19 protein-coding genes are annotated in these 21,308 nt (G+C 44.5%); 16 read left to right on the top strand and 3 right to left on the bottom strand.

From position 1 onward, the window contains the following. The first annotated feature begins 141 nt into the window (after window positions 1–141). From F4V45_RS01230 to F4V45_RS01185, 11 genes are all read left to right on the top strand, one after another. Complete coding sequence (locus F4V45_RS01230; protein ID WP_150336702.1) at window positions 142–336, top strand: hypothetical protein; 195 nt, start codon at window positions 142–144, stop codon at window positions 334–336. A 12-nt stretch (window positions 337–348) separates the two neighbouring features. Further along, the gene (locus F4V45_RS01225) at window positions 349–2,301 is read left to right on the top strand and encodes a DNA primase (protein WP_150336701.1); all 1,953 of its coding nucleotides are present in this window, start codon (window positions 349–351) and stop codon (window positions 2,299–2,301) included. A 250-nt stretch (window positions 2,302–2,551) separates the two neighbouring features. Continuing rightward, a complete protein-coding gene (locus F4V45_RS01220) occupies window positions 2,552–3,142 on the top strand; it encodes a hypothetical protein (RefSeq protein ID WP_150336700.1) in 591 nt (196 codons plus the stop codon). Window positions 3,143–3,545: 403 nt separating this feature from the next. Beyond that, complete coding sequence (locus F4V45_RS01215; RefSeq protein WP_150336699.1) at window positions 3,546–3,911, top strand: hypothetical protein; 366 nt, start codon at window positions 3,546–3,548, stop codon at window positions 3,909–3,911. A gap of 9 nt (window positions 3,912–3,920) precedes the next feature. After that, window positions 3,921–4,511 (top strand): hypothetical protein, encoded by a 591-nt coding sequence (locus F4V45_RS01210; protein WP_150336698.1) that lies wholly within the window; start codon window positions 3,921–3,923, stop codon window positions 4,509–4,511. 9 nt (window positions 4,512–4,520) lie between these two features. Next, the gene (locus F4V45_RS01205; RefSeq protein ID WP_150336697.1) at window positions 4,521–5,702 is read left to right on the top strand and encodes a phage capsid family protein; all 1,182 of its coding nucleotides are present in this window, start codon (window positions 4,521–4,523) and stop codon (window positions 5,700–5,702) included. A 225-nt stretch (window positions 5,703–5,927) separates the two neighbouring features. Then, window positions 5,928–6,911: a hypothetical protein gene (locus F4V45_RS01200; RefSeq protein WP_150336696.1), complete on the top strand. Its 984-nt coding sequence runs from the start codon at window positions 5,928–5,930 to the stop codon at window positions 6,909–6,911. Then, on the top strand, window positions 6,893–7,939 hold the full coding sequence (locus F4V45_RS01195; protein WP_150336695.1) for a hypothetical protein: 1,047 nt from the start codon (window positions 6,893–6,895) through the stop codon (window positions 7,937–7,939). Before F4V45_RS01200 ends, F4V45_RS01195 begins: the two co-directional genes overlap by 19 nt. A gap of 20 nt (window positions 7,940–7,959) precedes the next feature. Continuing rightward, window positions 7,960–8,226 carry a hypothetical protein gene (locus F4V45_RS01190; protein WP_150336694.1) on the top strand — a complete coding sequence of 89 codons (267 nt, stop codon included), beginning with the start codon at window positions 7,960–7,962 and terminating at the stop codon, window positions 8,224–8,226. 208 nt (window positions 8,227–8,434) lie between these two features. Beyond that, entirely contained in the window at window positions 8,435–8,557 is a 123-nt protein-coding gene (locus F4V45_RS09875; protein ID WP_281292465.1) for a hypothetical protein, read from the top strand. Continuing rightward, window positions 8,554–10,341, top strand: coding sequence for a portal protein (locus F4V45_RS01185; protein WP_246144972.1), 1,788 nt, complete (start codon window positions 8,554–8,556; stop codon window positions 10,339–10,341). The genes F4V45_RS09875 and F4V45_RS01185 overlap by 4 nt, the downstream gene beginning before the upstream one ends. Before the next feature lie 134 nt (window positions 10,342–10,475). On the opposite strand, the gene F4V45_RS01180 is transcribed toward F4V45_RS01185, so the two are convergent. The 3 genes from F4V45_RS01180 to F4V45_RS01175 all read right to left on the bottom strand — a co-directional run bounded on the left by F4V45_RS01180 (window position 10,476) and on the right by F4V45_RS01175 (window position 11,475). Further along, a complete protein-coding gene (locus F4V45_RS01180; RefSeq protein ID WP_150336693.1) occupies window positions 10,476–10,775 on the bottom strand; it encodes a hypothetical protein in 300 nt (99 codons plus the stop codon). Window positions 10,776–10,935: 160 nt separating this feature from the next. Then, the gene (locus F4V45_RS09870) at window positions 10,936–11,070 is read right to left on the bottom strand and encodes a hypothetical protein (RefSeq protein ID WP_281292464.1); all 135 of its coding nucleotides are present in this window, start codon (window positions 11,068–11,070) and stop codon (window positions 10,936–10,938) included. Between the two features lie 153 nt (window positions 11,071–11,223). Beyond that, window positions 11,224–11,475 carry a hypothetical protein gene (locus F4V45_RS01175; protein ID WP_150336692.1) on the bottom strand — a complete coding sequence of 84 codons (252 nt, stop codon included), beginning with the start codon at window positions 11,473–11,475 and terminating at the stop codon, window positions 11,224–11,226. A gap of 64 nt (window positions 11,476–11,539) precedes the next feature. Here F4V45_RS01175 and F4V45_RS09650 point away from each other — a divergent pair, with 64 nt between their 5' ends. The 5 genes from F4V45_RS09650 (at window position 11,540) to F4V45_RS01150 (ending at window position 21,216) form a co-directional block, all read left to right on the top strand. Continuing rightward, entirely contained in the window at window positions 11,540–15,802 is a 4,263-nt protein-coding gene (locus tag F4V45_RS09650) for a putative barnase/colicin E5 family endoribonuclease (RefSeq protein WP_246144971.1), read from the top strand. A 421-nt stretch (window positions 15,803–16,223) separates the two neighbouring features. After that, window positions 16,224–16,985, top strand: a complete 762-nt coding sequence (locus F4V45_RS01165; protein WP_150336691.1) for a hypothetical protein — start codon at window positions 16,224–16,226, stop codon at window positions 16,983–16,985. A 245-nt stretch (window positions 16,986–17,230) separates the two neighbouring features. Then, window positions 17,231–18,589 (top strand): coiled-coil domain-containing protein, encoded by a 1,359-nt coding sequence (locus F4V45_RS01160; protein WP_150336690.1) that lies wholly within the window; start codon window positions 17,231–17,233, stop codon window positions 18,587–18,589. Between the two features lie 13 nt (window positions 18,590–18,602). Then, entirely contained in the window at window positions 18,603–19,262 is a 660-nt protein-coding gene (locus F4V45_RS01155) for an HI_1402-related protein (RefSeq protein WP_150336689.1), read from the top strand. Between the two features lie 10 nt (window positions 19,263–19,272). Then, entirely contained in the window at window positions 19,273–21,216 is a 1,944-nt protein-coding gene (locus F4V45_RS01150) for a hypothetical protein (RefSeq protein ID WP_150336688.1), read from the top strand. Window positions 21,217–21,308: the final 92 nt, after the last annotated feature.

Raw genomic sequence — 21,308 nt, 5'->3', positions numbered from 1 at the left:
ATTAGTCTAGCTCTACCATAAAAACCGCGCAAAGCAACCACAGCCCCACCGCAATTCTTAGAATCTTGTTTATACAAAGCTTCTTTTCTGTCATTGCGAGCGTAGCGAAGCAATCCATAAAAAGGCGGATTCTAGTGTGGATTGCCACGATTTGCTAGCGCAAATCTCGCAATGACAGAGAACGCCAGACATCTAAAAACAAAACTAGGCGGCAGGATTTTGGAGGTAGAATCGGTGCTTTTCAAGCCGCGCGCGGAGATAAGACTCGATTGTCTATCGCACAAGCGCGGCGCAGAAATCGCCGATTCTAGCCCAAAAGCCAACGCCCCAAACTAGAAAAGGACAAAAGTGGTAACTAATATCGAAACACTAAAATCTAGCAGTATCGTGGGCGTGATTGAACGCTACATCCCCCTACGCAAAAACGGCGCAAACTTCATCGCGTGCTGCCCGTTTCATAGTGAAAAAAGCCCAAGCTTTGTGGTCAGCGAAGCAAAGGGAATGTTTAAGTGCTTTGGCTGCGGCAAGTGCGGCGATGCGCTAAGCTTTATCAAAGAGTATGAGAAAATCGACTTTAGCGAAGCTTTAAAACGACTAAGCGAGCTTACAGGGATCGCGCTAGAGTATGATAAAGCGCAGAGAGTAGGTAAGAGCCCTAGCGAAGTGCTAGAGAAAATCAACGAGCTAGCCAAGCGCGAGCTAGCAAAAAACGCGCAGATTCTAGCATACTTGCACAAGCGCGGCATAAGCAAAGAGATATGCGAAAAATACGACATAGGACTCGTGCCGAGTAAATCCCAGCTTTTACAGCACTTTAGCGCGGCGGATTTGGTAGAAAGCGGCTTTGCCAATAAGTATTCGGCATTGGGTAGGCATAGCAGCGATTCTAAAGATTTTGGGACAACCGCAGACCGCCAGTCTAGCTCTGCCCCAAAATCTTTAGAAAGCCCCACTAGCCCCACCGCAAACCCTAGAATCCTACAAGAAAAACAAGCCAACGCCCAAAACATCTCAATCCCTATGCACCACAGAATCTGCATCGCCATAAGAAATCCGCAACACAAGGTGGTGGCGTTTGTAGCCAGAACCCACCCGCACTATAATTTCCCCCCAAACGCCCCCAAATACATCAACTCCAAAGAAAGCTACTTTTACAAAAAAACGCAGATTCTCTACCTTTACAGCAACGCCAAATCACACATACAAGCCCAAAATGCAGCCTTTGTAGTGGAGGGCTATATCGATAGCATTCTACTCCACGAAAACGGCTTTAAAAACGCCATTGCCACAGGGGGCACAGCCTTTAATGTGCAGCATTTAAATCTTTTAACTAGGCTTGATTGTGAGGTGATTTTCTGCTTTGATAATGATAAAAGCGGTATGGCGGCGAACTTTAGGGCGGTGAAAGTGTGCTTTAATGCTGGGTTTTACAAGGTCAAGGTGGCGATTTTGCAAAATAGAGATAGTAAAGGCAAAAGGTGCAAGGATATAAATGAAGCACTTTTAGCTATGGATTCTAAAGAAACATCGGCTAACGCCGAGCGGTATCCCTTGTTTTCTAAAGAAGCTACGCTTTGCCACGCCGACAAGTCGGCTCGCAATGACGATAATAACGCCCAAAATTTAACCAACTCGCAGGCGGCAGGATTTGCCGATGATTTTGGGGGCTTTCAAGCGGGGGGCGCAGGGATTTATCTAGGCGATAATGAGCAAGCCCACCGCGCAGAATCCACCAAAAGCGCGGCAAAGCCAACGCCAAAGCTAGAGTTTAACTACCTTAGTGGGTTTGAATTTTTCATCAAGTGGCTTTATAAAAATAAAGATAAACAAAGCGCGTTTAATGAAATAAAAGCCGCGATTAGCGCGTGCCAAAACTTCTACGACAAGCAAGAGTTTTTAGACACAGCCTGCAAGCTCACAGGAGTGCCTAGCGAGTATTTCACCCAAGACAAAATCCCTACAAAACAGCCCAAAGATGATTACAGCAAGCTTGTTGCTAGTATTTTGCATAGTGAGGAGTGTGCGTATATCGCAACCGAGCTAGACTTAAGCTTTATCCCACAGCATAAACATTTGCAAGCATTTTTACACACAGGGGAGAATAAGGAATTAAGCGGATTTATAGAAGTTGAGCCGCTTGATAGTGATAGCTTTTATACCCACTACTGCGACTTATACCTAGCACATTTAACACGCGAGCAAACAAAAGCAAAGGCAAAAAAGGATTTAAAACTCGTGATAACACTAAGCGAGAAAATCGCCCAAGTGCAGCAAGACATACAAGCCCAAAAGGCGTTTTAACACTAAGAAAGCAGCAGGATTCTAAGATTTATCGCGTAAAACCAGCGAAGCGGTGCAAGGCGCAGCCGCAGCAGGTTTCTTTAGTAAAGCTGAATCCTTATTACACTTTACCCCCTTTTTAAAGCCGCGCAATTTGCTAGCATTCCACCCGTGCGCGGCACTATCCTTACATACTTGCAAAACTCCTTAAAGTAAGATCAACCTACACACTAAGCCGCGCACATACGCAAGAAAGGCAAAGGGGCAAGAAATGCGAGCGAATAAAAAAGAAATAGAGATTTTTTATAAAACGCATAATCTCAGCATAAAAGAAGTAGCCACACACTACAAAATCCCCTACCGAACGCTAGCGCACTGGGTCAAGCAAGAGGGCTGGGAGAGTGCCAGCGCGATTAAAAACATCACCCACCACCGCCAAAGCCTTATCCAAGACCATAGCGACAAAGTCCTAGACATCGCCCAAGTGAAAATGAAAAAGCAGATTAAAGAAAATCTAGGCGATGTAAGCGAGCTTGATTCTGTGATTTTGGATAATCTTTTACAAAGCTCCACCGATGAAATTTTGCTTAAAGCGATGAATCTCAACTACATACAAAAAAACATCACCCTTTGTGCCGTGCTAGCAAAGAGTCAGCTACTAAATCTCACCCAAAGCCCCCTAGCCCAAGACCCCAAAAACGCGCCCATAGTGATCACTTGCGCGGAGAAAGTGGCAAAGATCTTTAGCGATATGAAGCTCCAGCTCTATGGCAAAGACGCCCAAATCTCAAACGACAACGCCAAGAGCTACGAAAATATGAGCACACAAGAGCTAGAAGCACTCATAAACGCACTAGACTAGCGCAGCTCGCGCAACACCTTAAAAGCTAGGATAGGGATTATAAACACACCTAGCGCGATACAAAAAGCTAGAATCTCTTGTAGCATTATAAATCCTTTAGCTCGTTAATTTTGCGCACGATCACCTTAGATAAAGCCCAAGAACACACACCTAAAACCACGATACACGCAAGACACAGCAGCAAAAACCACACATCGATTTTAGTGTAGCCTGTTACACAAAAGCCAACAATGCTAGCACGCTTGCCATAACAAGACTAAGCCAAAATTTTAGGAAGTTTATTTGCTCTTTTACTTTATCGATTTGTGCCATAGTTTATTATAGCACTTTTACCCCTTTTTTAAAAAGCCTAAACCCCATACACTGCGCGCTAGTTTTTACACCACCACGAAAGGACACGAAAATGGCAAGCCAACAAGTGCATTTTATCCACCACCTAGCCACCGCCAAAGTCGATCTAAGCCTAGATCAAAGCCCAAAAGAAGTAGCGATTATCCCCAAAGATAGCGAAGTTACATACCTAAGTGTAGAAGTGATCACGCCAGCAAATGGCACGGCAAAGCTTGACCTAGGCTATGGGGGCGATAAAGAAAACCTAGCCAACGACATCGACATCACCACCGCAGGCGTGAAAACTGCCAACATTGCCCTAACCCCCAACAAAAACGAAATCATCACCGCAAGTATCGCTAGCGGCAAGCCTACACAAGGGGTTTATAAGGTGCGTGTAGGCTACTACTTAGCAAGTCAAAGACCTTTTGAAATCTAAGGGGGGCAAATGAACCAAGAGCTACAAGCACAAGAGGGCGCACCTGCGCCAGCAACACCACCCCAAGAGCCAAGCAAGCAGGAGAGACTACAAGCCCTACAAAGCGAGCTAGCACAAAGCCAGCAGAGCCTAGAGCAAGACTTAGCAGGCTTTTTAGCCAAAGCGTGCGAGGGGGATACGGATTTGGAGGATTTATTCTATGAGGATAAGCAGGCGTTTTTTGAAAAAGTCTTTGCCCTACAAAATGAAAAGATCAAAGCAGAGCTAGAACCTAGAATGCAAGAGATCGATAGCCTAGGGCAAGAGATCGAGCTTGATGACAAAATGCAAGCCCTAGACCTTGCAAAAGAGCAGTTTGCCGCACAAAATCCAAACGCCAACCCAGATGAGCTGCTGCAGTTTTTTATGCAGCTAAGCCCAGAGCAGCAAGCACAGATCGAGAGCCTACCACCTGAGCAGGTTTTCTATGCTTTGCAAGAGCTGCAAGGCGGAGCAGCCCAAGGAGCGCCAAGCGGAGAGCTACCACAGCAGCTAAGTGGGATTCCAAGTGCCGCTAGCGTAAATGAACCAGAACTAGACCTGCCAACACAACGATACTAAGGAGAGACAATGAGCCAACTACAATGGAACACAATCGACTACAACAGCCTAAAGACAGACCCAAACATCAGCGTAAAAATCGCGCAAGAAATCGAGCGACTAAGCTGGATCAAAAGCCCGTTTCAAAACTTCACAGGCAAGGGCGGAGATCGCGGCGTGCGTGCCTTTGATGTGCAAAATGACCAGCCTTTTAGACCAAGACTTAAAAGCAAGCTCACAGGCGATGGGATCGAGGGCAACGCAGACCTAGAGACAAACTACGATGACTTTGAGATTTTGAACCAAACCATTTACCCCAAAGTCGTGGGAAATGCTCTTAGAAGCCCTATACATCAATACTCCACAATGCGCCACATCGACTTTGTCAAAGAAGCGACCGACTCTCTAGCAGAGTGGGCGCAAGATAAGCGCGATAGAGCTTTAGTGTGCGCTTTGTGTAATGATTTTACAAATGCAGTAATCTGCGATCAAGCAAATGGATTTAAAGACACCAAGAGCAAAAAAAGCATAACCACAGAGACAAAAACCATCAAAGCAGGCGATACGATGAATGTAAAGGCGATCCGCCGCGCGATTTTTATGGCACGAAGTGGGATTAGCTTTGACGGGGGCGAGGCATTCCCACTAAAGCCGATCAAAGCAGACACAAAGACAGAGGGAGGGCTAACGATAATGCACCATAGCTATATCATTATGCTAGATTCCTACCAAGCCAACCAACTCAAAGCCGATAGAGAGTGGGTGGAGATGCAAAAATACGCGGGCGACCGCGGCGATAAAAATCGCATTTTTACAGGACTACTAGGCATTATTGACGGCTGCCCTGTGCTAGATATGGGGATATGGACAAAAATGCAAGTAGGTATGCCAAGCAGTAGCGTAAGCGATGATGAGTTTAAGAAAAACCTAAACGCACTCAACACGCCCAAAATCACCCCCCCAAGTGAATACGCAGGAGCGCAGCCTGTAAGCTTTGGCGCACTCATCGGTGCTAGCGCACTAGTTTTAGCAGGGAGTCAAAAGGTGAATTTCTACATCGATGATACAGAGGACGCAGGGCGCAAAGTGGTGTGCGGAGTAGATCGACTGCTAGCGATCGCTAAGGGACGCTTTGCGCTTGAGAGTGGGAGCTTGAGCCCGTTTTCAAACCAAGACTTTGCAGTGATAGGGCTACTTAGCTCTAGGGAGTAAGGGGCTGCGCGTTGTCTTTGCCGCGCTTTTGCGGGAGTCATCGCGCAAATCTGCGGTTACGGACGACCAAGTCCGCGCCCTTGTTTTGCGCTCGACAGCCCACAAAATCATCGGCAAATACTGCCGCGAGAGAAAAGCGCAGAATAGAAAACTTATTTTTTCTAACATCGCAAGAGCTTTTTACAAAAAGCACGAATTTTCAACAAGCCACAGGATTCTAAGATTTTGGAGCTAGAATCGTGGCTTTTCGAGCCGCGCGCGGAGATAAGACTTGGGTGTCTATCGCACAAGTGCGGCGCAGGAATCCACGATTCTAGCCCAAAAGCTGAATCCACAAACTTATTAGAAAAGGACTTTAAAATGAACTCCCAAGAGTTTCAAGCAAGACTAGACTACATCACACGAAGTCTTTTTTCTAGTGGGTTTTTATCAAACACCAATCGCGTAAATTTTAGCAACGCCGAGCTAGCCCAAATCCAAGTAAGCCTAGCCCAAGTCGCTACCCAAACTGCCCTCCAACTCCAAGAGCTAGACCTAAAAAAGCAGCAAGTAGGCGTAGAAGTGGAGAAAACACGACAAGAGCTAGAGCTCCACATCGCCCAAAGTAGGCTAGCAAACATCAAGCTAGCAAGCGATGCGATCACCTCTTGCGTGCAAGCCGAGAGCATAAAGCGCAGCGTGGTGGATAATGCCGCGATCAACAAGGCAAACGCCTATGTCAATCACTTCAATGTCTCTATGAACGCCGTAGCCAACAACGCCACCAACCTAAACGAAGGCAGCGCACTTAAAAATATCAGCGATTTAGTGATAAAGGTCATTGAGAAAATCAACGACACCCCGCTTGCTAGCGAGTTTGACGAAGTGATCAAAGAAATCCTAGGGCGTGCGGGCGATTTGAAAAACTTAGGGCTAGGCAACAAGCAAGTAGCGATCCTAGCCCCCAAGACCACGCTAGCACCAAATGAGCCTATAACACTACTAGGCATTAGCACCTTTGGCGATAATGCGTGCGAGTTTGTAGTAGGCAGTGGAGAGAGCCAAGTGATCGAGCCTAGCAAATTCTACATCTTTAAAAGCGAGCAACTAGGCAGCCATAAAGTGATCTTTAGAGCCAAAAACAACAAAGATCAGTGGGTAAAATCCCAAATCACCCTAAAAGTGCTAAAACTTCCTACAAAGGATAAGCAATGCAAGCCCAAGATCTAGCAATCACTCACCCACTCTTGCAACAAGCTACAAGCCAAAAGCCAAACCCCCTAGCCGCACGCGGCATTGGTGTGCAAGCCGCGCAAGACTACTACAAATGGCAGGAAAAAGAGCGAGAAGCCGCCAAAGCAAAAGAGCAGGCACAAAACCAGCCAGAGTTTAACTATAAGGATTTTACAGATTTTGACTCAAACGAGACTGCGGCAAAGATTAACGATGAGAAAACCACCGACACACTTTTAGCCATAAACGACAAGCCCCAGCCAAACTACCCAAGCGAGCTAGAGCACCCCCCCACAGAGACAAATAAAACTATCTACACCCTAGGCGCACGCAACACAGGCATAAGCTACTTTGACAACAAGCCAAATCTAACCCTACTTGATGCCTACATAGCCAAGCAGCTAGGGCTTAAGACCGATCGCCTAGTGCATAAGTTTGACATAAAGAGCGACAACAAGCACAGGGTCGATAGTGCTTCTAAAGTAGCAGATGCTAGCTCAAAGGCAGCGTTTTATAGCGATAGTTTTATGAGATCATTTGCAACCGCACTTGCAAATGATATGAGTAATAATTTTGGCGCGTTAAGTCAATTTACACGAGATAAGCTGCAAGGGATCGTAGGTGTAGGGAGTGCTACTGAACAAAAGGCTAGAAATAGCGCGATACTAGCGATTGCTATGAAAAGCGCAGGCGGCAGCTCGCAGCTTAGTCAGGCGCGGCTCGATATGCACAGCAAAGAGATTTTACAAGCAGAAAATATACGCAAAAAGGCGCAACTCTATAAGCAGCATTTGCTGGATTCTAGGGATTTGCTTGTGCAAAATATCAAAAGAGCCCAAGCAAATGGCGCACTAGGATATGCGCAAAATGATATGCAAAAAATCGCCGAGATTGATCAATTTATCAAGCTTATTGATAATCACAACGCTGAAGGTATAGCGCAATTTATTGTGCAAAAAGGATCATTTACACCACAGCCACTAGCCACCGAGCAAGAGTGGCGAAACCCACTAGCAGAGAGCTAAACCACTACAAAGGAGCGAAAATGGGATGGGAAAGTTTAGGCAAAGCTGGCGTAGATCTAGGGCTAGGGATCACTTCACTAATTATGAGCAACAAGCACCACAAGGACAACCTAGCAATGATGGACAAAAACTTAACTTTTCAAAAGCAGCAATACACCGATTCTGTCGATCGCTACAACACCACGATGAAAAACCAGCAGCAAGGTGTAGCAGCACTGGGGCAGAGCTTTGGGGCAGCACTAGAGAGAGAGAATCAAAGCCAAGAGCTCCCCACCCAGAGAATGTAAAAAGAGATTCAGCTTTACTAAAGAAACCTGCTGCGGCTTCGCCTTGCACCGCTTCGCTGGTTTTGGGCGAGCAATGCGCGTGATTTTATGGATTTTGGGACAACCGCGCAAGAAAGCAAGTTTTCTAAACGCCAGAATCTAAAAAAGTAACAGGCGGCAGGATTTTCAAACGACAACACAGGATTCTAAGATTTGCGATGAGAAATCTTTGCTTTGCGAGCACTCTCAAGGGCGCGCACTTGGGGTGCGTAACCGCCGAGAGTGTGAAGCGATCAAAGATTTATCGCGCAAAGCTGAATCCAGCAACTATAAAAAGGAGCAAAAGCAATGACCCTAGCTGAACTTATCCAAGCCCACTCCACCGACTCTAACGCAAGCTTTAGCGCGCTCAAAGAATACCAAGAAGCCAAAGCCTACTACCACGGACATCAACTAAGCGAGCTAGAGAGAGCAAAGCTAGAAGCCCGCGGACAAGTGCCAATCTATGAAAACATCTACAAAATGATCTGCGATAAGATTCTTGGCTACAAGCTACAATCAATCCAAGAAATCCGCGTAAGTGGCAAGCAGGAGCAGGATAAACCCATAGCCGAAGTGATCAACGACCTTTTAAAAGTCTTTAACTCACAAAAAGAGTATGAAAAGGAGATCTATAAGCGCGACTTTGAGCTGCTTATGGGGCAGAGCATTGTAGAGCTATGGGTCGAGCAAGATCGCGCTGGCAACAAGCACATCACGCTAAAAACCCTGCCAAATGAAAGCTTTTTAATCGATGCGTATAGCGTGGATAAGTTTGCCCTAGATGCCACAAGATTTCATAAAAAGCAAAATATCTCCTACACAGAGGCAAAGATCCTACTAGGCGAGGGGGTAGAGATTTTCATAGGGAGCAATGATATAGCCGATCAAAGAGTGTTTATCATTGAAAGCTGGGTTAAAGAGTATGATGAGAGCGCACCAGAAAAATATAGCTGGAATCGCTACCTTTGGCACCCCCAAGGCGGAATCTATAAAAAGGAGCTAAGACCCTTTAAAAACAACGCACACCCCTTTGTGATCGCCAAATACCAAATCGATGAGAAAAGCAACTTCTATGGAATCTTTAGGGATATAAAGCCAATCCAAGACTACATAAACTTTGCTGAAATGAAAATGGGCAATATGCTAGCCACCACCAAAGCACTCTATGAGCTTGACGCCGTTGATGACATCGCCGACTTTGCCGAGAATATCACTAAAGACAACGCCGTAGTAGGCGTGCGCAGCGGCGCATTGAAAGAAAACAAGATCCAATTTATCCAGCACCACGCAGACATAAGCGCACTAAGCCAAAAGACAGAGCAGAAAAGGCAAATGGCTAAAATCCTAAGCGGCTTAAACGATGAAGCCCTAGCTATGGCGACAAACCGCCAAAGCGGCGTAGCGATCGCACAAAGGCGCGAGAGCGGACTGCTAGGGCTGCAATACTTCGTAAATACCGCCGATAACGCCGAGCGGCTTTTGTATGAAAAAGTGATTGATCTAATGACCCACTACTTCACAAAGGAGCAAGTCTTTAGAATCAGTGAAAAGAAAAAGGCAGATCGCTACTTCAGCATAAACACCACAGCAGAAAACACGCTTAAAATCGGCGCGTTTGACCTAGAGTTTAAAACCCAGCTTAAGCAGCAGGGGCGAGAGGAGCGATTCGCGCACTGGAGCGAGATATTTAAGACTATCGCAAATATCCGCCCAGACATCGTGCCAACATTGCTGCCTTTAATGCTAAAAGATACCGACTCACAAATCGTGCCAGATATAGAGGAGATCTTAGAGCAAGCAGACCAGCAAGCGCAAGAGCAAGCACAAGCCGCAGCCCCACTAGAGCAGGCACAGCAGCAGCTCCAAATCGCACAGCTCAAAGCCCAAATCCAAGAGCTAGAATCTAAAGCGCATAAATACACCGCGCAAGCCAGCGTGCAAGAAGCCAGCGCGGAAACTTTGCGAGCCGAGCTCACCCAAGCCGCCAAGCAAAACCTAGCAGGCGCACAAGCCCAAGAGAACCAAGCACAAAAGCGAGCCAATAAACTTATGCAATTTAATCCCAAAAAGCTAGCCAGCGATATGCTACGCTAGCACGCTAGCGATCACAGCTCTCAAGCATTTTTATAAACATCAGCACCGAGACGCCAAGAGCTGCTAAACAAACATACTCACCACAAAGCCAATCATTCTAAACGCTCCAAAGTATCAAGGTTTTTATAGAGCTTCTACTCTAGCTCTTTGCAACTAGAATCTAAAAGCGAGCAGTAAGGAGCTTGGCAAAGCCGCTTTTGCTTATAAGGGCAGCCGATATTCACTAGCTTACCATTTTTATAAAATAAATAGATTGTGATATATCCCCTTTTTTCAAACGCATAGAAGCAGCCGCGCTGCTTTGACTCATAGCGCACTTGCTTTTCACCACAACGCATAAGAGCACTACCAGCCCCAAACCCAGCCATAAAGCCCGCAATAAAGATAAAAATATTTTCTTTATTGATTAGCTCATAGATAAACCCTAGATCCATTTTACCCCTTTTATAAAAAGTTAGATTCTAGCATACTGCCAGCCAAACAGGAGAAAGGCGCAAGATGATAACCACAGGAACATTGATTTTTATCATAGGAGCGTGCGCGGGCTTTGTCATAGCGTGCATAAAGTAGTGTATTTGTAGGTGCAAGTGCTACTCACCATAATCGCGCTCCACTCTTTAAGCCTTGCTTTGTAGAAAAACCCCCCACACACAAGCCACAACCACCCCACAAAAAAAACCCGAGCAAAAACTCTAGCCCCACACTGCGGATAAACTCTAGTAGATCCATTTTACCCCTTTTATAAACGCTTAGATTCTAGCACACTACGCATAAATCTTAAGGGGTAATTTATAAAGGAGTGGCAATGCTTTTTTTATGTATTGGATTTGTCGTTGGGTGGGTTATCATCAGTAGATTTATCGAGCTTATCAAGTCTAAAGGCTAGAGCTTCTCTAAGTCTTTGGTATCGAGCTTTTGTAGATTGTTTAGCTGCCACTCTTTAAAGGCTTGTTTTTTAGCCTTTTTGCGCATTTTTTTAGCGCGTTTTTTGCGGAGCTTGATATAGGCTTTGATCGGCGCGATCGCAAGGGTAAAGACATAGCCGCCAATACGCGTGCTAACCCCTAAGAAAAATCCAAACAAAAGCAGCAATAGTTCCTTTTGTGAAAGCGCATTGATAGTTTCAAAATCCATTTTACCCCTTTTATAAAAAGTTAGATTCTAGCACACTAACGCACACTAAAACAGGGGTTATAAAATGTATTGCCTAGAGAAGCTACAAGGAGAGCTAGCCTACTTTTTTGATATGGATTTGCGCGAGCTGCCACGCGTGCAAGATCTCCTAGCAGCCAAAGGCTACACCCAAGTGCAAAAGGGCGATGAGATTATAAAGCTAGAGCCTAGCGCGCAAGCAGAATCAACCCTAAGCGCAAAAACCACAAGCAAACTCACTAAAGATGAGCTAGACAATCTCCCCATAGCCACCGCGCAAGAATATGGAGAGTTTTTAGAAAAAATCGCGCAAAAAGACTACCAAAACACGCCAGAGATTTTAAAAATCGCAACACTAAATAACGACCTACAAGAGCTTATAAACAACAACCATAGCGCGAGCGTTTTTATCACACGCGCGAGAGCAGGACACATTAGCGAAGCAAGAAAAGGCGAGTATGATCAAGCTTTAACACTAGAGGAGCAAAAGCAAATCCCAGCAGAGATAGCCCAAGCAAAACAAGCTTACACAGATGATAAAAGCGGATTTATTTTACCTTTTGCAGATAAAAACAATAGTGAAAAAATAAATTTAATCATACTTGATAGCGATAGCAAAGGGAATTTTCTCATCACAGCAAAGAAAGTTAATAGCGCAGAACTCAATAATCCAAAATACAAAAAACTAGCAAGGGCAGGAGTCGAACCTGCTACCACTACTCCACCAAAAGCAGAGCAAAAGCCTACCGAAGCTATTTCACTTGCTAGAGATGAGATTATACCACAAACCCCACAAGAAATAATCAAACAAGCAAAGGCAAGTGAAAAAAGTGTAGGTGAAACAAAAGAATTACTACAAAAGGCAAAAGAGTTAGAATCTAAAAAAGATTTAAATAATGAACTAGATTTTAATGGCAGAACTTCACAATGGCAACAAGAAGTTATAAAACAATTAGAGCTAGACAAACAAGCAAGCAATAAAATTGTAAAAATAGACAATGACTCTTTTATAGTGTATGATGGAATGAGTATGTATTATTATGATAAAAAAAGTTACGATAAAGCTTTAAGCAATAAAGATGAATACATTAAAGGAGTTACAGAACAACAAAAAAGCATAGCGGCTAGGTCATATAAACCATACAAAGACTTCTCTCCACCTCACTTTATAGATGCGATTCAACCTGAAAAACTAATTCAATATTATCATAATATGCCAGAAAAACAATTACAGAGATTAGCAGAGAGTTTAAGAAGCGGAATGAATGATAATGAGTTTTTTACATTTATACAAAATCGCAGCAAGGAAGATGTTATTTACGCACAAGGACATGGCTTTTTATCCTATTTGAGAAAATATTTTGATTTAGATTTTAGCGACTATCCATTTACGAACTTATTTTTGCGTAAGTTTTTTGGAAAAGATAAGGAGGCACAACAAGAAAATTTTACAAAATATGTAGATAAGCTGTATAAAGACAATGGCTACCCTTTTGGATATGTATTTAATGATAGTAAGACTATGCAAACTTTAAAAGATGAAGATGCCTTGAGTAAGGTGCAAGGAATAAATGCAATAAGACTGCTGCTTAATGCTAAATATGGACATATAGAAAACGCATTTCATCGTAAAGAATTAGGGGATATTGATTTAGTCTGGGGAGAAGTGCAAGGCAGTGGCGAGCAAGCTAAAGGCTGGGGACTTGCTAAGATTATAGAGAAGCATTTAAACGCAGGGGATTTTAAAGCCTTTGGTGAAGGGGAGCAGGGACTCATAAATGCGATAAGCGAGATTATACAAGATGGCAAGGTTGTTACTCAAAATGGGGTAGATAGTATCGTGCTACGCAAAAATGGGCAGGAATATAGGGTAGGTATCTCTAAGGGCTGGGATAATGTAGGGGAAAATAAGTGGATTATCACAAGTTATAAAAACAATAAATACAAGGAAAGTGCCGAGACTTCCTACCACGACACTTTTACTTCTAAAGAACCTTTAGAAAACCCTGTTAGCACCATTATACCACAAACCCAAATGCCCAAAGACGCACCAACACCACCGACACAAAAAGGGCTTTTTGATGAAGTGGATTCTAGCGAAGCACCACCAAGCAAGATAAATTTCACCTACACCACAGGGGAAGCAAAGGGCATAGCAGAGTTAAGAAAGGATTTAAAGCAAGCCCTAGAGCCTTATAAATCCACCCCAATCACCAACAAAGAAACAGGGCTGCAAGGCGTGGTAACAGATACCGAGCGCAATAAAATTAGTAGCAAAAAAGCAGTAGATAAAAGCATAGCTAATGGCTTTACACGCGATGAGCATTTTGCAGCGGCACAGCATTTGAAAAATCTCTTTGAAAATGCCACAAAAGCACAAACCCACAATGATTATAAGCAGAGAGAAAATATCGCGCAAGTGCATAGGTTTGTTAAAGATTTATACATAAACGACAAGCCAGCACAGGCGAAAATAACATTGTTTGAAAAGATAGAGGGTAAAAATAGAATCTATACTTTAGAGCTAGAAAGCTTGATTCTACTCCCACAAAGCTCGCCGCACACACAAGCAGGAGTAGCGGTTCAAGCTCAAGTAACCCGAGATGTCGTGCGCCCAAACGCTAATATTGCTAAAACCGATGAAGGAAATATAGCACAAGATTCTAATGCGTTACTAGAATCCACTATGAAAAAGTTTAACTACGATGAGAGAAAGGCAAAAGACTTGCTAGAGTGGCAAAAAGATTCACACCCTTTAACAAAAGATAAAAACGGAGTGTCGAAGGTGTTTTATCACGGAAGCCGTGCCGAGTTTGATACTTTTGAAACGCAAGAATATAATTTTAATATAGGGTATTGGTTTTCTAACGATGAAAAACTAGCGAAAGATTATGTAAAAGAGGGACAAGGGATTTTATTTAAAACTTTTTTAAATATTAAAAAGCCTTTTATTATGGAAAAGGAATTAAGTAAAGAAAAAATCGCGGAAATCAATCGCATTTTTAACCTTACAGAACAAGAACAAAAAGAAGCATTAAAAGAGGTTAGGAGATTTAAATCAGCTAAAAAAGAATTAGAGTTAAATGGTTTTGAATTTTTAGATTTTTGGAGAGAAAGAATATTTTTAAAACACAAAGAAAGCGGTAAGGAATTTGATATAGCCCACTCTTGTTTAACTAAAAAAGGTATTGCGGAGCGTATAGTAGTTATAAAACAACTCAAAGAACTTAGCGAATACGATAAAGAAAGATTAAAACAACTACAAGAATTTAATGCACTCTTGCCAAATTCATTAACAAAAATGGAAAAATTTGCAAGAGATTATTATAAAGACTTTTTTAAGAATGAAACAGAATTATATTTATTGGTAGCTATGCGAATAGATTATTGGGCAGATAATCCAAGATTTAAAGCCGCTTATGGATACCCAACAAGAACAAAACCTTTAACTCCATTTTATAAAAAAGCAGGATATGATGGTATATTGTTTAATGATAGAGAAATAGTAACATTTGATTCTAGCCAAATAAAGCATATTGACAATAAAGGCGTAGATGGCAAGTATTTCAACGAATCTAGTCCCAATATCTTTTCTAGCAATCCACACGCAGGGGCTGGGCTGCTAGGGGGGAGCGTGAGCGGAGTGGAGCAAGATGAAAATGGCAATATCACCTTTAGCCCTGAAAAGTTTGCACTAGGGCTGCTCGGCGGCACAGGGGGGAGCATAGCCATAAGCAAGGCAGTAGGCAAATACGCTATAATGCGTAGAATGGAAGCAAAGAAACATAATAAAAAGCTTTACAATGTCTTTAAGGCGATAGATTCTAGCGCGAAGTATGGTAGCAAGATGAATCTAATCGGCAAGGAGAATCTAAACGCAGATACACTAGCCTACGCACTAGCGAGAAATAAACGCTTTGCAATCAATAAGCTTGATGAAAAAGTCGCAAAAGAATTGGGCTTCAAATATCCCCAAGATGTCCGCAGAAGCATAGACCCAAACAATGTCGCACATACACTTAATAGACACGGAGAGCAATCTAATTTAGTGAAATTTAGTGGTCAAAAGCCTGTAACGCTTGATGAAATCGCTAAATACCAAGACTATGCCGACAACGCAACACATAAAGGCATAAGTATAGGCAAACGCCAAGAGACAGCAAGCATAAGCGCAAGACAGCTAGATGGAGAATTTTATGTCGTGGTAGAGCAGATACAAAAGGGACAGAACGAACTGGGATTTAAAACAATGTATTTTGAGAGAGGAATTTTAGATGATGAGAAGTTTAATAAACTACTAAAAAAATAAAAGAGTATTGAACGCTTAAGGCATAGCCCGCAAGTCACCTTAGTTATGAGCTAAGACTTGCTTAGATAAGATTCTATCAATACCCTATACTCAGCCTCCCAGCTTCCTCCTAAGTTATGAGCTTAGTGCTATGTTTGGCTGATGAACTTGATTATAGCACAACTTTTTTAAAGAAATCTTTATGGTATTGGACGCTTAAGGTCAAAACCCGAGCAAGTGGATTTAAAAGTGGAGAATGCTAAAAAGCTAGGAGAGCCCATCTTCCATTTCTGGTAAGCGGTAAGGTTAGCTACGCCTTAAGGCTCAGTCAGGTGGTGGCAGGTCTCACGAATCCTGCGTTTAGCTTTTTAGTAGTGGAAGTATAGCACATAAATAAAAAAAAGGTTTTATAATGCTAAAGATTTTTTCAAGGAAGCGGAAAATGCAAGAGATTATCATAACACTAAAAATACAAAAGCAGCAGGCTTTGCGCTTAGAGACTTTAAGCAATGCGATTTTATCACTTCATCACAGCTTAAGTAACTTTGTAGAGATGGATAAGGGCTTGGGCGGTGTGGAGCTACAACTTAAAAGCGTGGAGAAGGGCAGCGATGTCTTTAACTTTTTAGTGCATATAGGCTCGCTTCTCCCTCCCAATGAATGTATAAGCGCGATTAACGCGTATTTTGAGCTATGGCATAATCTAAAAACCATAAAACAGCAAAGTATAGAGCAAATAAGCCAAGAAAAATATATCGATAAAGCAATGGCAAAAGATTTAGCAAATATCATCAGTCTCCACAACATAGGAGCAGACGCGCAAATCACAAATAATTTCAATAACACGCATATAACAATCAATCAAAACACCTTTAAAATATACAGCGACAACTTAGAATGTATCGCCAAAATAAAAGGCTTTGATGAAAAAATAGAAGCAAAAACAATATTTGAAAATATGCTTATAGAATTTTACCAAACAACAAACACGCAAAAGCCAAAAGCTTACAAAGCCTACTGCTACAACCTAAGCAAAAGTGCGAAAAATATTTTTATAGACGATGATCGACTAAAACAAGAAATGCTAGAGAATCCATATCACTACGAGTTTTTAGTAGATTTAGAAGTGTATAAAGATGAAAACGACAGAATCAAAACTTATAGAGCATATAACTATAAGGAAAAAATAGCAAAACAAGCGTAGCGCAGTTTCTTTAGAAAACAAGGGACACCGCTCGGCGTTAGCCGATGTTTCTTTAGAAAACAAGGGACACCGCTCGGCGTTAGCCGATGTTTCTTTAGAAAACAAGCGTAGCGCACAAGACCCAAGACCAAGCAGGCTTCACCACGCCATACACAAAATCTAGCTTTTAAACTTTAAGCGCGCGATTTTACCCCTTTTTTATCGCGGGAAGTTTGTAGCACAATGCCAAGCAAAAAGGGGAAAAAATGAAAAACCAAATCCCAAGCGCAGAAGAGAGCAAAGACCTAACCCCAAGCGCACAAGAGAGCGCGCAAACCCCAGACACAAGCGCACAAGAAAGCGCGCAAGCACCAATGCCAGAGCCAGAGTCCAGCTCCAACACGCAAGAGCAGAGCCAAGAAAGCACACAAGAAAACACACCAAACACAAGCGACCAAGACGACCCAAGCGCAGAAGCGACCCCACCCACACCCCCACTTTTGCCCGAGCTTGACACAGGCGACACCCAGCCCCCAGAGCTCCCCCAAGATGATGGCCAGAAGCTAGAAGCCCTAAAGCAAGAAATCGCCCAAGCGATCAAAGACAACGCAGGCGTGATCGCTAACACCCACTACACCCTACAAGGCATAGCCGAGCTGCTAAACATCAGCGATGATCTCTTTAGATTCTACCGCTACTATGCAGAGAGTATAAAACTTAGCAGCGAGCAGCTAGAAAATTTGCAAGCAAACCTAAAGGCGATCACTAGCTACATCAACGAAAGCCTTAAGCAAATCGCCGCCACACACAAGAGCAACCTAGAGCTTTTTACTACCACAGAAGCCCTGCTTGATGAAGCCAAAGCCCTAGCCCAAGGAGCTAAAGCAGACCTAGAAGCCGTGCAGAAAATGCTAGAAATCAGCCAAGAGCTAGAATCTAACCTTGCAAAGCTTGAGAGTGCCAAGCTAGAGATACAAGCCCAGCTAAACCTAGCCCAAAGTATGAAAGAGCAGATTGAAGCCCTAGCACCAAATATCCTAAATGAAATGCGCACACAACTTCTAAGCGATAAAGAGCAATACGAGCGCGAAATCGAGAGCCACAAGAGTCAAGCCCTAAGCGAGATTGACACGAGACTTGCAGACTTTAGGCAAAAGCTCGGCGAGCTAGAATCTAAGCTCCAAGAGCTAGAGCAGGCACAAAGCCAAGCCAGCCAAGAAATCGAGCAGGCAAAGACGCAAGCCCTGCAAGAGCTAGAGCAAGCCACCACACAATCAAAAGGCGAGCTCACCACCCACCAGCAAGCCCTAAAGCAAGAGCTAGAGCAGCTTATCCAAGATAATGGCGGCACACTACCCCCCACCACCACACCGCCGACCACACAGCCTAGCACGCCAGAAATCGAGCAGGCAAAGACAGAGGCACTGCAAGCCATAGAGCAGGGCAAAACCCAAGCCCTAGAATCCATAGAGACCCAAACCCAAGAGAGTGCAACCAGCATAAGCCAAGCCCTGCAAGAAGCCCTAGAGCAGATCCAAGACGCCACGCCAGCACCTAGCCCAGAGCAAAGACCTAGCGGACTCTATGCAAGGCTAGCAGACTATGAGCTAGAAGCCACACTTTAAAAGGAGCAACACAATGATTTTTATCCAAACAAGCCACACCCCCCTAGAGAGCAAAGACCTAGCACGCAACTGCGTCAATATCCTACTAAGCTACACACCAGAATACGACCCAAGCTTTAGCGACTATGACTTTATCCCACAAGTAGGCTCAAGCGGTATGACTAGCGTGCCTGTTATGCCAAGCACACCCCAGCAAGCAAGCCCAGCGGAGTATAAATACCTAAGCTATCTCTATGATGGCACAGATTTAGCAGAGCAAAACATCAAATCTCTTATAGCCACGATCTATGCTAAAGCAAAGCTTGAAGGTTTTGACCTAGAGACACTAAAAGCGATCAAAAAAGCCGAGATCAACGCACACTATGAAAACACCGCGCAAGCGATTTTAGTAAGCCAATATCCACCAAGCGAGGCGCAGACTTGGAGTATGCAGGAGAAAGAAGCCAAAGAGTGGCAAGCAGACAACGAAGCCAAAACGCCCTTTCTCACCCAGCTAGCCAAAAGCCGCGGCATAGAGAAGCGCACCCTAGCACTCAATGTGCTCGATAAGGCAAAAGCCTACACCACAGAGATAGCCAAGCTCACAGGGCGCAGACAGAAGTGCGAGGACGAGATCCAAGCCGCACGCGACATAAGCACGCTAGATTCTATCACGCTTTACTACTCAATCTAAAGGAGCAAAAATGGATACAAATTTCACCGAACAAGAGCACAGCCACGAGATCTCATCGCCAGAGTCCAGCGACAGCCCGCAAGCAAGCCCAGAGCAAAAGGGCGCACCAGAATCTAGCACCGACACCCCCCAAGTGCCAAGCGAGCAAGACACCCAAGCAAGTGCGACCAACATCACCCACCGCCAAGAGATCTTAGACAAGCTTAAAGAGCTAGGCGCAAGTGCAAAGAGCGCAGAGGATCTAGCCTACATTTTAAAGAGCTTTTTTGAGCTTAACACCGACCGCCTAGAGCGAGTCGCCCAAGCCAAAGCCACCCTGCTTCAAAAGGCAAAAGAGCTAGCAAGCCTTGCCACAAGCCCACGCGATTTATACCTACTAGGCAAATACACCCAAACCCTAGGGGAAAACCCCCCAACCACACCAGCCATAAGCTTCAGCCACAAAGAGCTGCTAAAGCTAGCAAGCGGAGAGATCACCATAAGCCCATCTCACAGCGACACACACGGAAGTAATCTCACCTATGAGCTAAATCTAGAAAACCTAAGCGCAGAGAAGACTAAAGACCTCCAAGCTGGCACATACACACTCACAGCCATAGACGCAAGCCGCGACACGCAAGCCACCATAAAGGTGCGCGCCATAAGCCCCACAGGCGCGGCGAGTGCGTGGAGCGAGCCGATCACTCTCACAATCAAAGCCGCCGTGTTTGCTGGCTTTATCGAAAACATCGACACCAACAAATCTAAGCGCATAAACACAGGCACGACAGAGGACACACTCTGGCTAGACAAAGTGCAAGAGCGACTCAATGAAAAGAGCAACGATGATCCTGTAACCAAATTTTTCGACCGCGCAGATATGCCCCACTCCCACATCAAACGCTACGCTTTGAAAAATGACGGCACTCTAGAGCTACTCCCAGAGGACGCGACTTTAGAGAGCGACTCTATGCAAAAATACCTTGACAACGCCACTTATCAATGTGTAAGCAAAATCCCAGATCACTATGTGATCGATATAGAGTTTGAGTTTAATGCGCAAAGCTACTTACTAAAGCTTACAAGCCTAGCACCCTTTAGCTATGATCTAAACAAAGCAGGCTACCAAGGCTACACCAACCTACAAGGGCGCGGCACAGACAAAGCTGGCATAGTCTCTAGCGTGAAAGTGGAGGGATTCTACCTAGGGAGCTGGGAGAGCATACCCCTAGGGGGTATGGAGGGCAGCTTCTTTGTCCGCTCAAACCCAAGACCCACAAACAACCAAACTCGCGAGTGGTTTAGATCTCGCACGCAGAGCTTCACACGGGGCATTAAAATCCAAAACCACCACGAGCGAGAGGCGATCGCACTGCTCTACTGCATTGAAAGAGGCTATATGGGCAGCACTGCCGACTCTAAAACCACAGATCAAAGCAAGTGGGCGATCCACAGCTGGAACACTTCCGCGCAAAATGCCAACTCTTTATACCCCGCCGCGCACTTTGGACAGGGCAACAAGACCATTTCAATCCCTGTAAGCGACAGCGACAAGCGAGCACAAGCGCACATCTATCGCGGCATTTGCAACTTGGCGGGCAATGTTTGGGAGTTTTTAGACGGCTGCTTTTTGAACGACAAGCTTCTATACCTTGCCACCCACGAGCAAGACTACAGCGATGAGACAAGCAGCAGCAAATACACCAACACAGGCAAAGTGGTCAATATCACTTCTGGACAGCAGGTCAAAAGAGTCTTTGCTGGCACGATGATCCCCAAAAGCACCGATGGCGGCACTAGCACCAATGGCACCACGGACGGAGGCTGGATCGCTGATGGAGTTAGGCTAGTGTTACACGGCGGCAGCCTGCGCGACTCCGCCCACGCGGGCGTTTTGTGCTGGCTTGGTGCTAATGCCTTTTCTCGCGCGGATTGGGACCTCGGCTCCCGCCCTTGTTTCAAAGACCCTACCTAAAGGCTGCGTGCAAGCGCGAGCGAGCACGCCCACGCAGAGATTCAGCTTTGGGTAATCATAGCAGTGATTTTGTGGATTTTGGGACAACCGCA

Source organism: Helicobacter canis, assembly GCF_008693005.1.
Taxonomy (GTDB): domain Bacteria; phylum Campylobacterota; class Campylobacteria; order Campylobacterales; family Helicobacteraceae; genus Helicobacter_B; species Helicobacter_B canis.
This window is presented reverse-complemented; position numbering and strand designations above follow the sequence as displayed.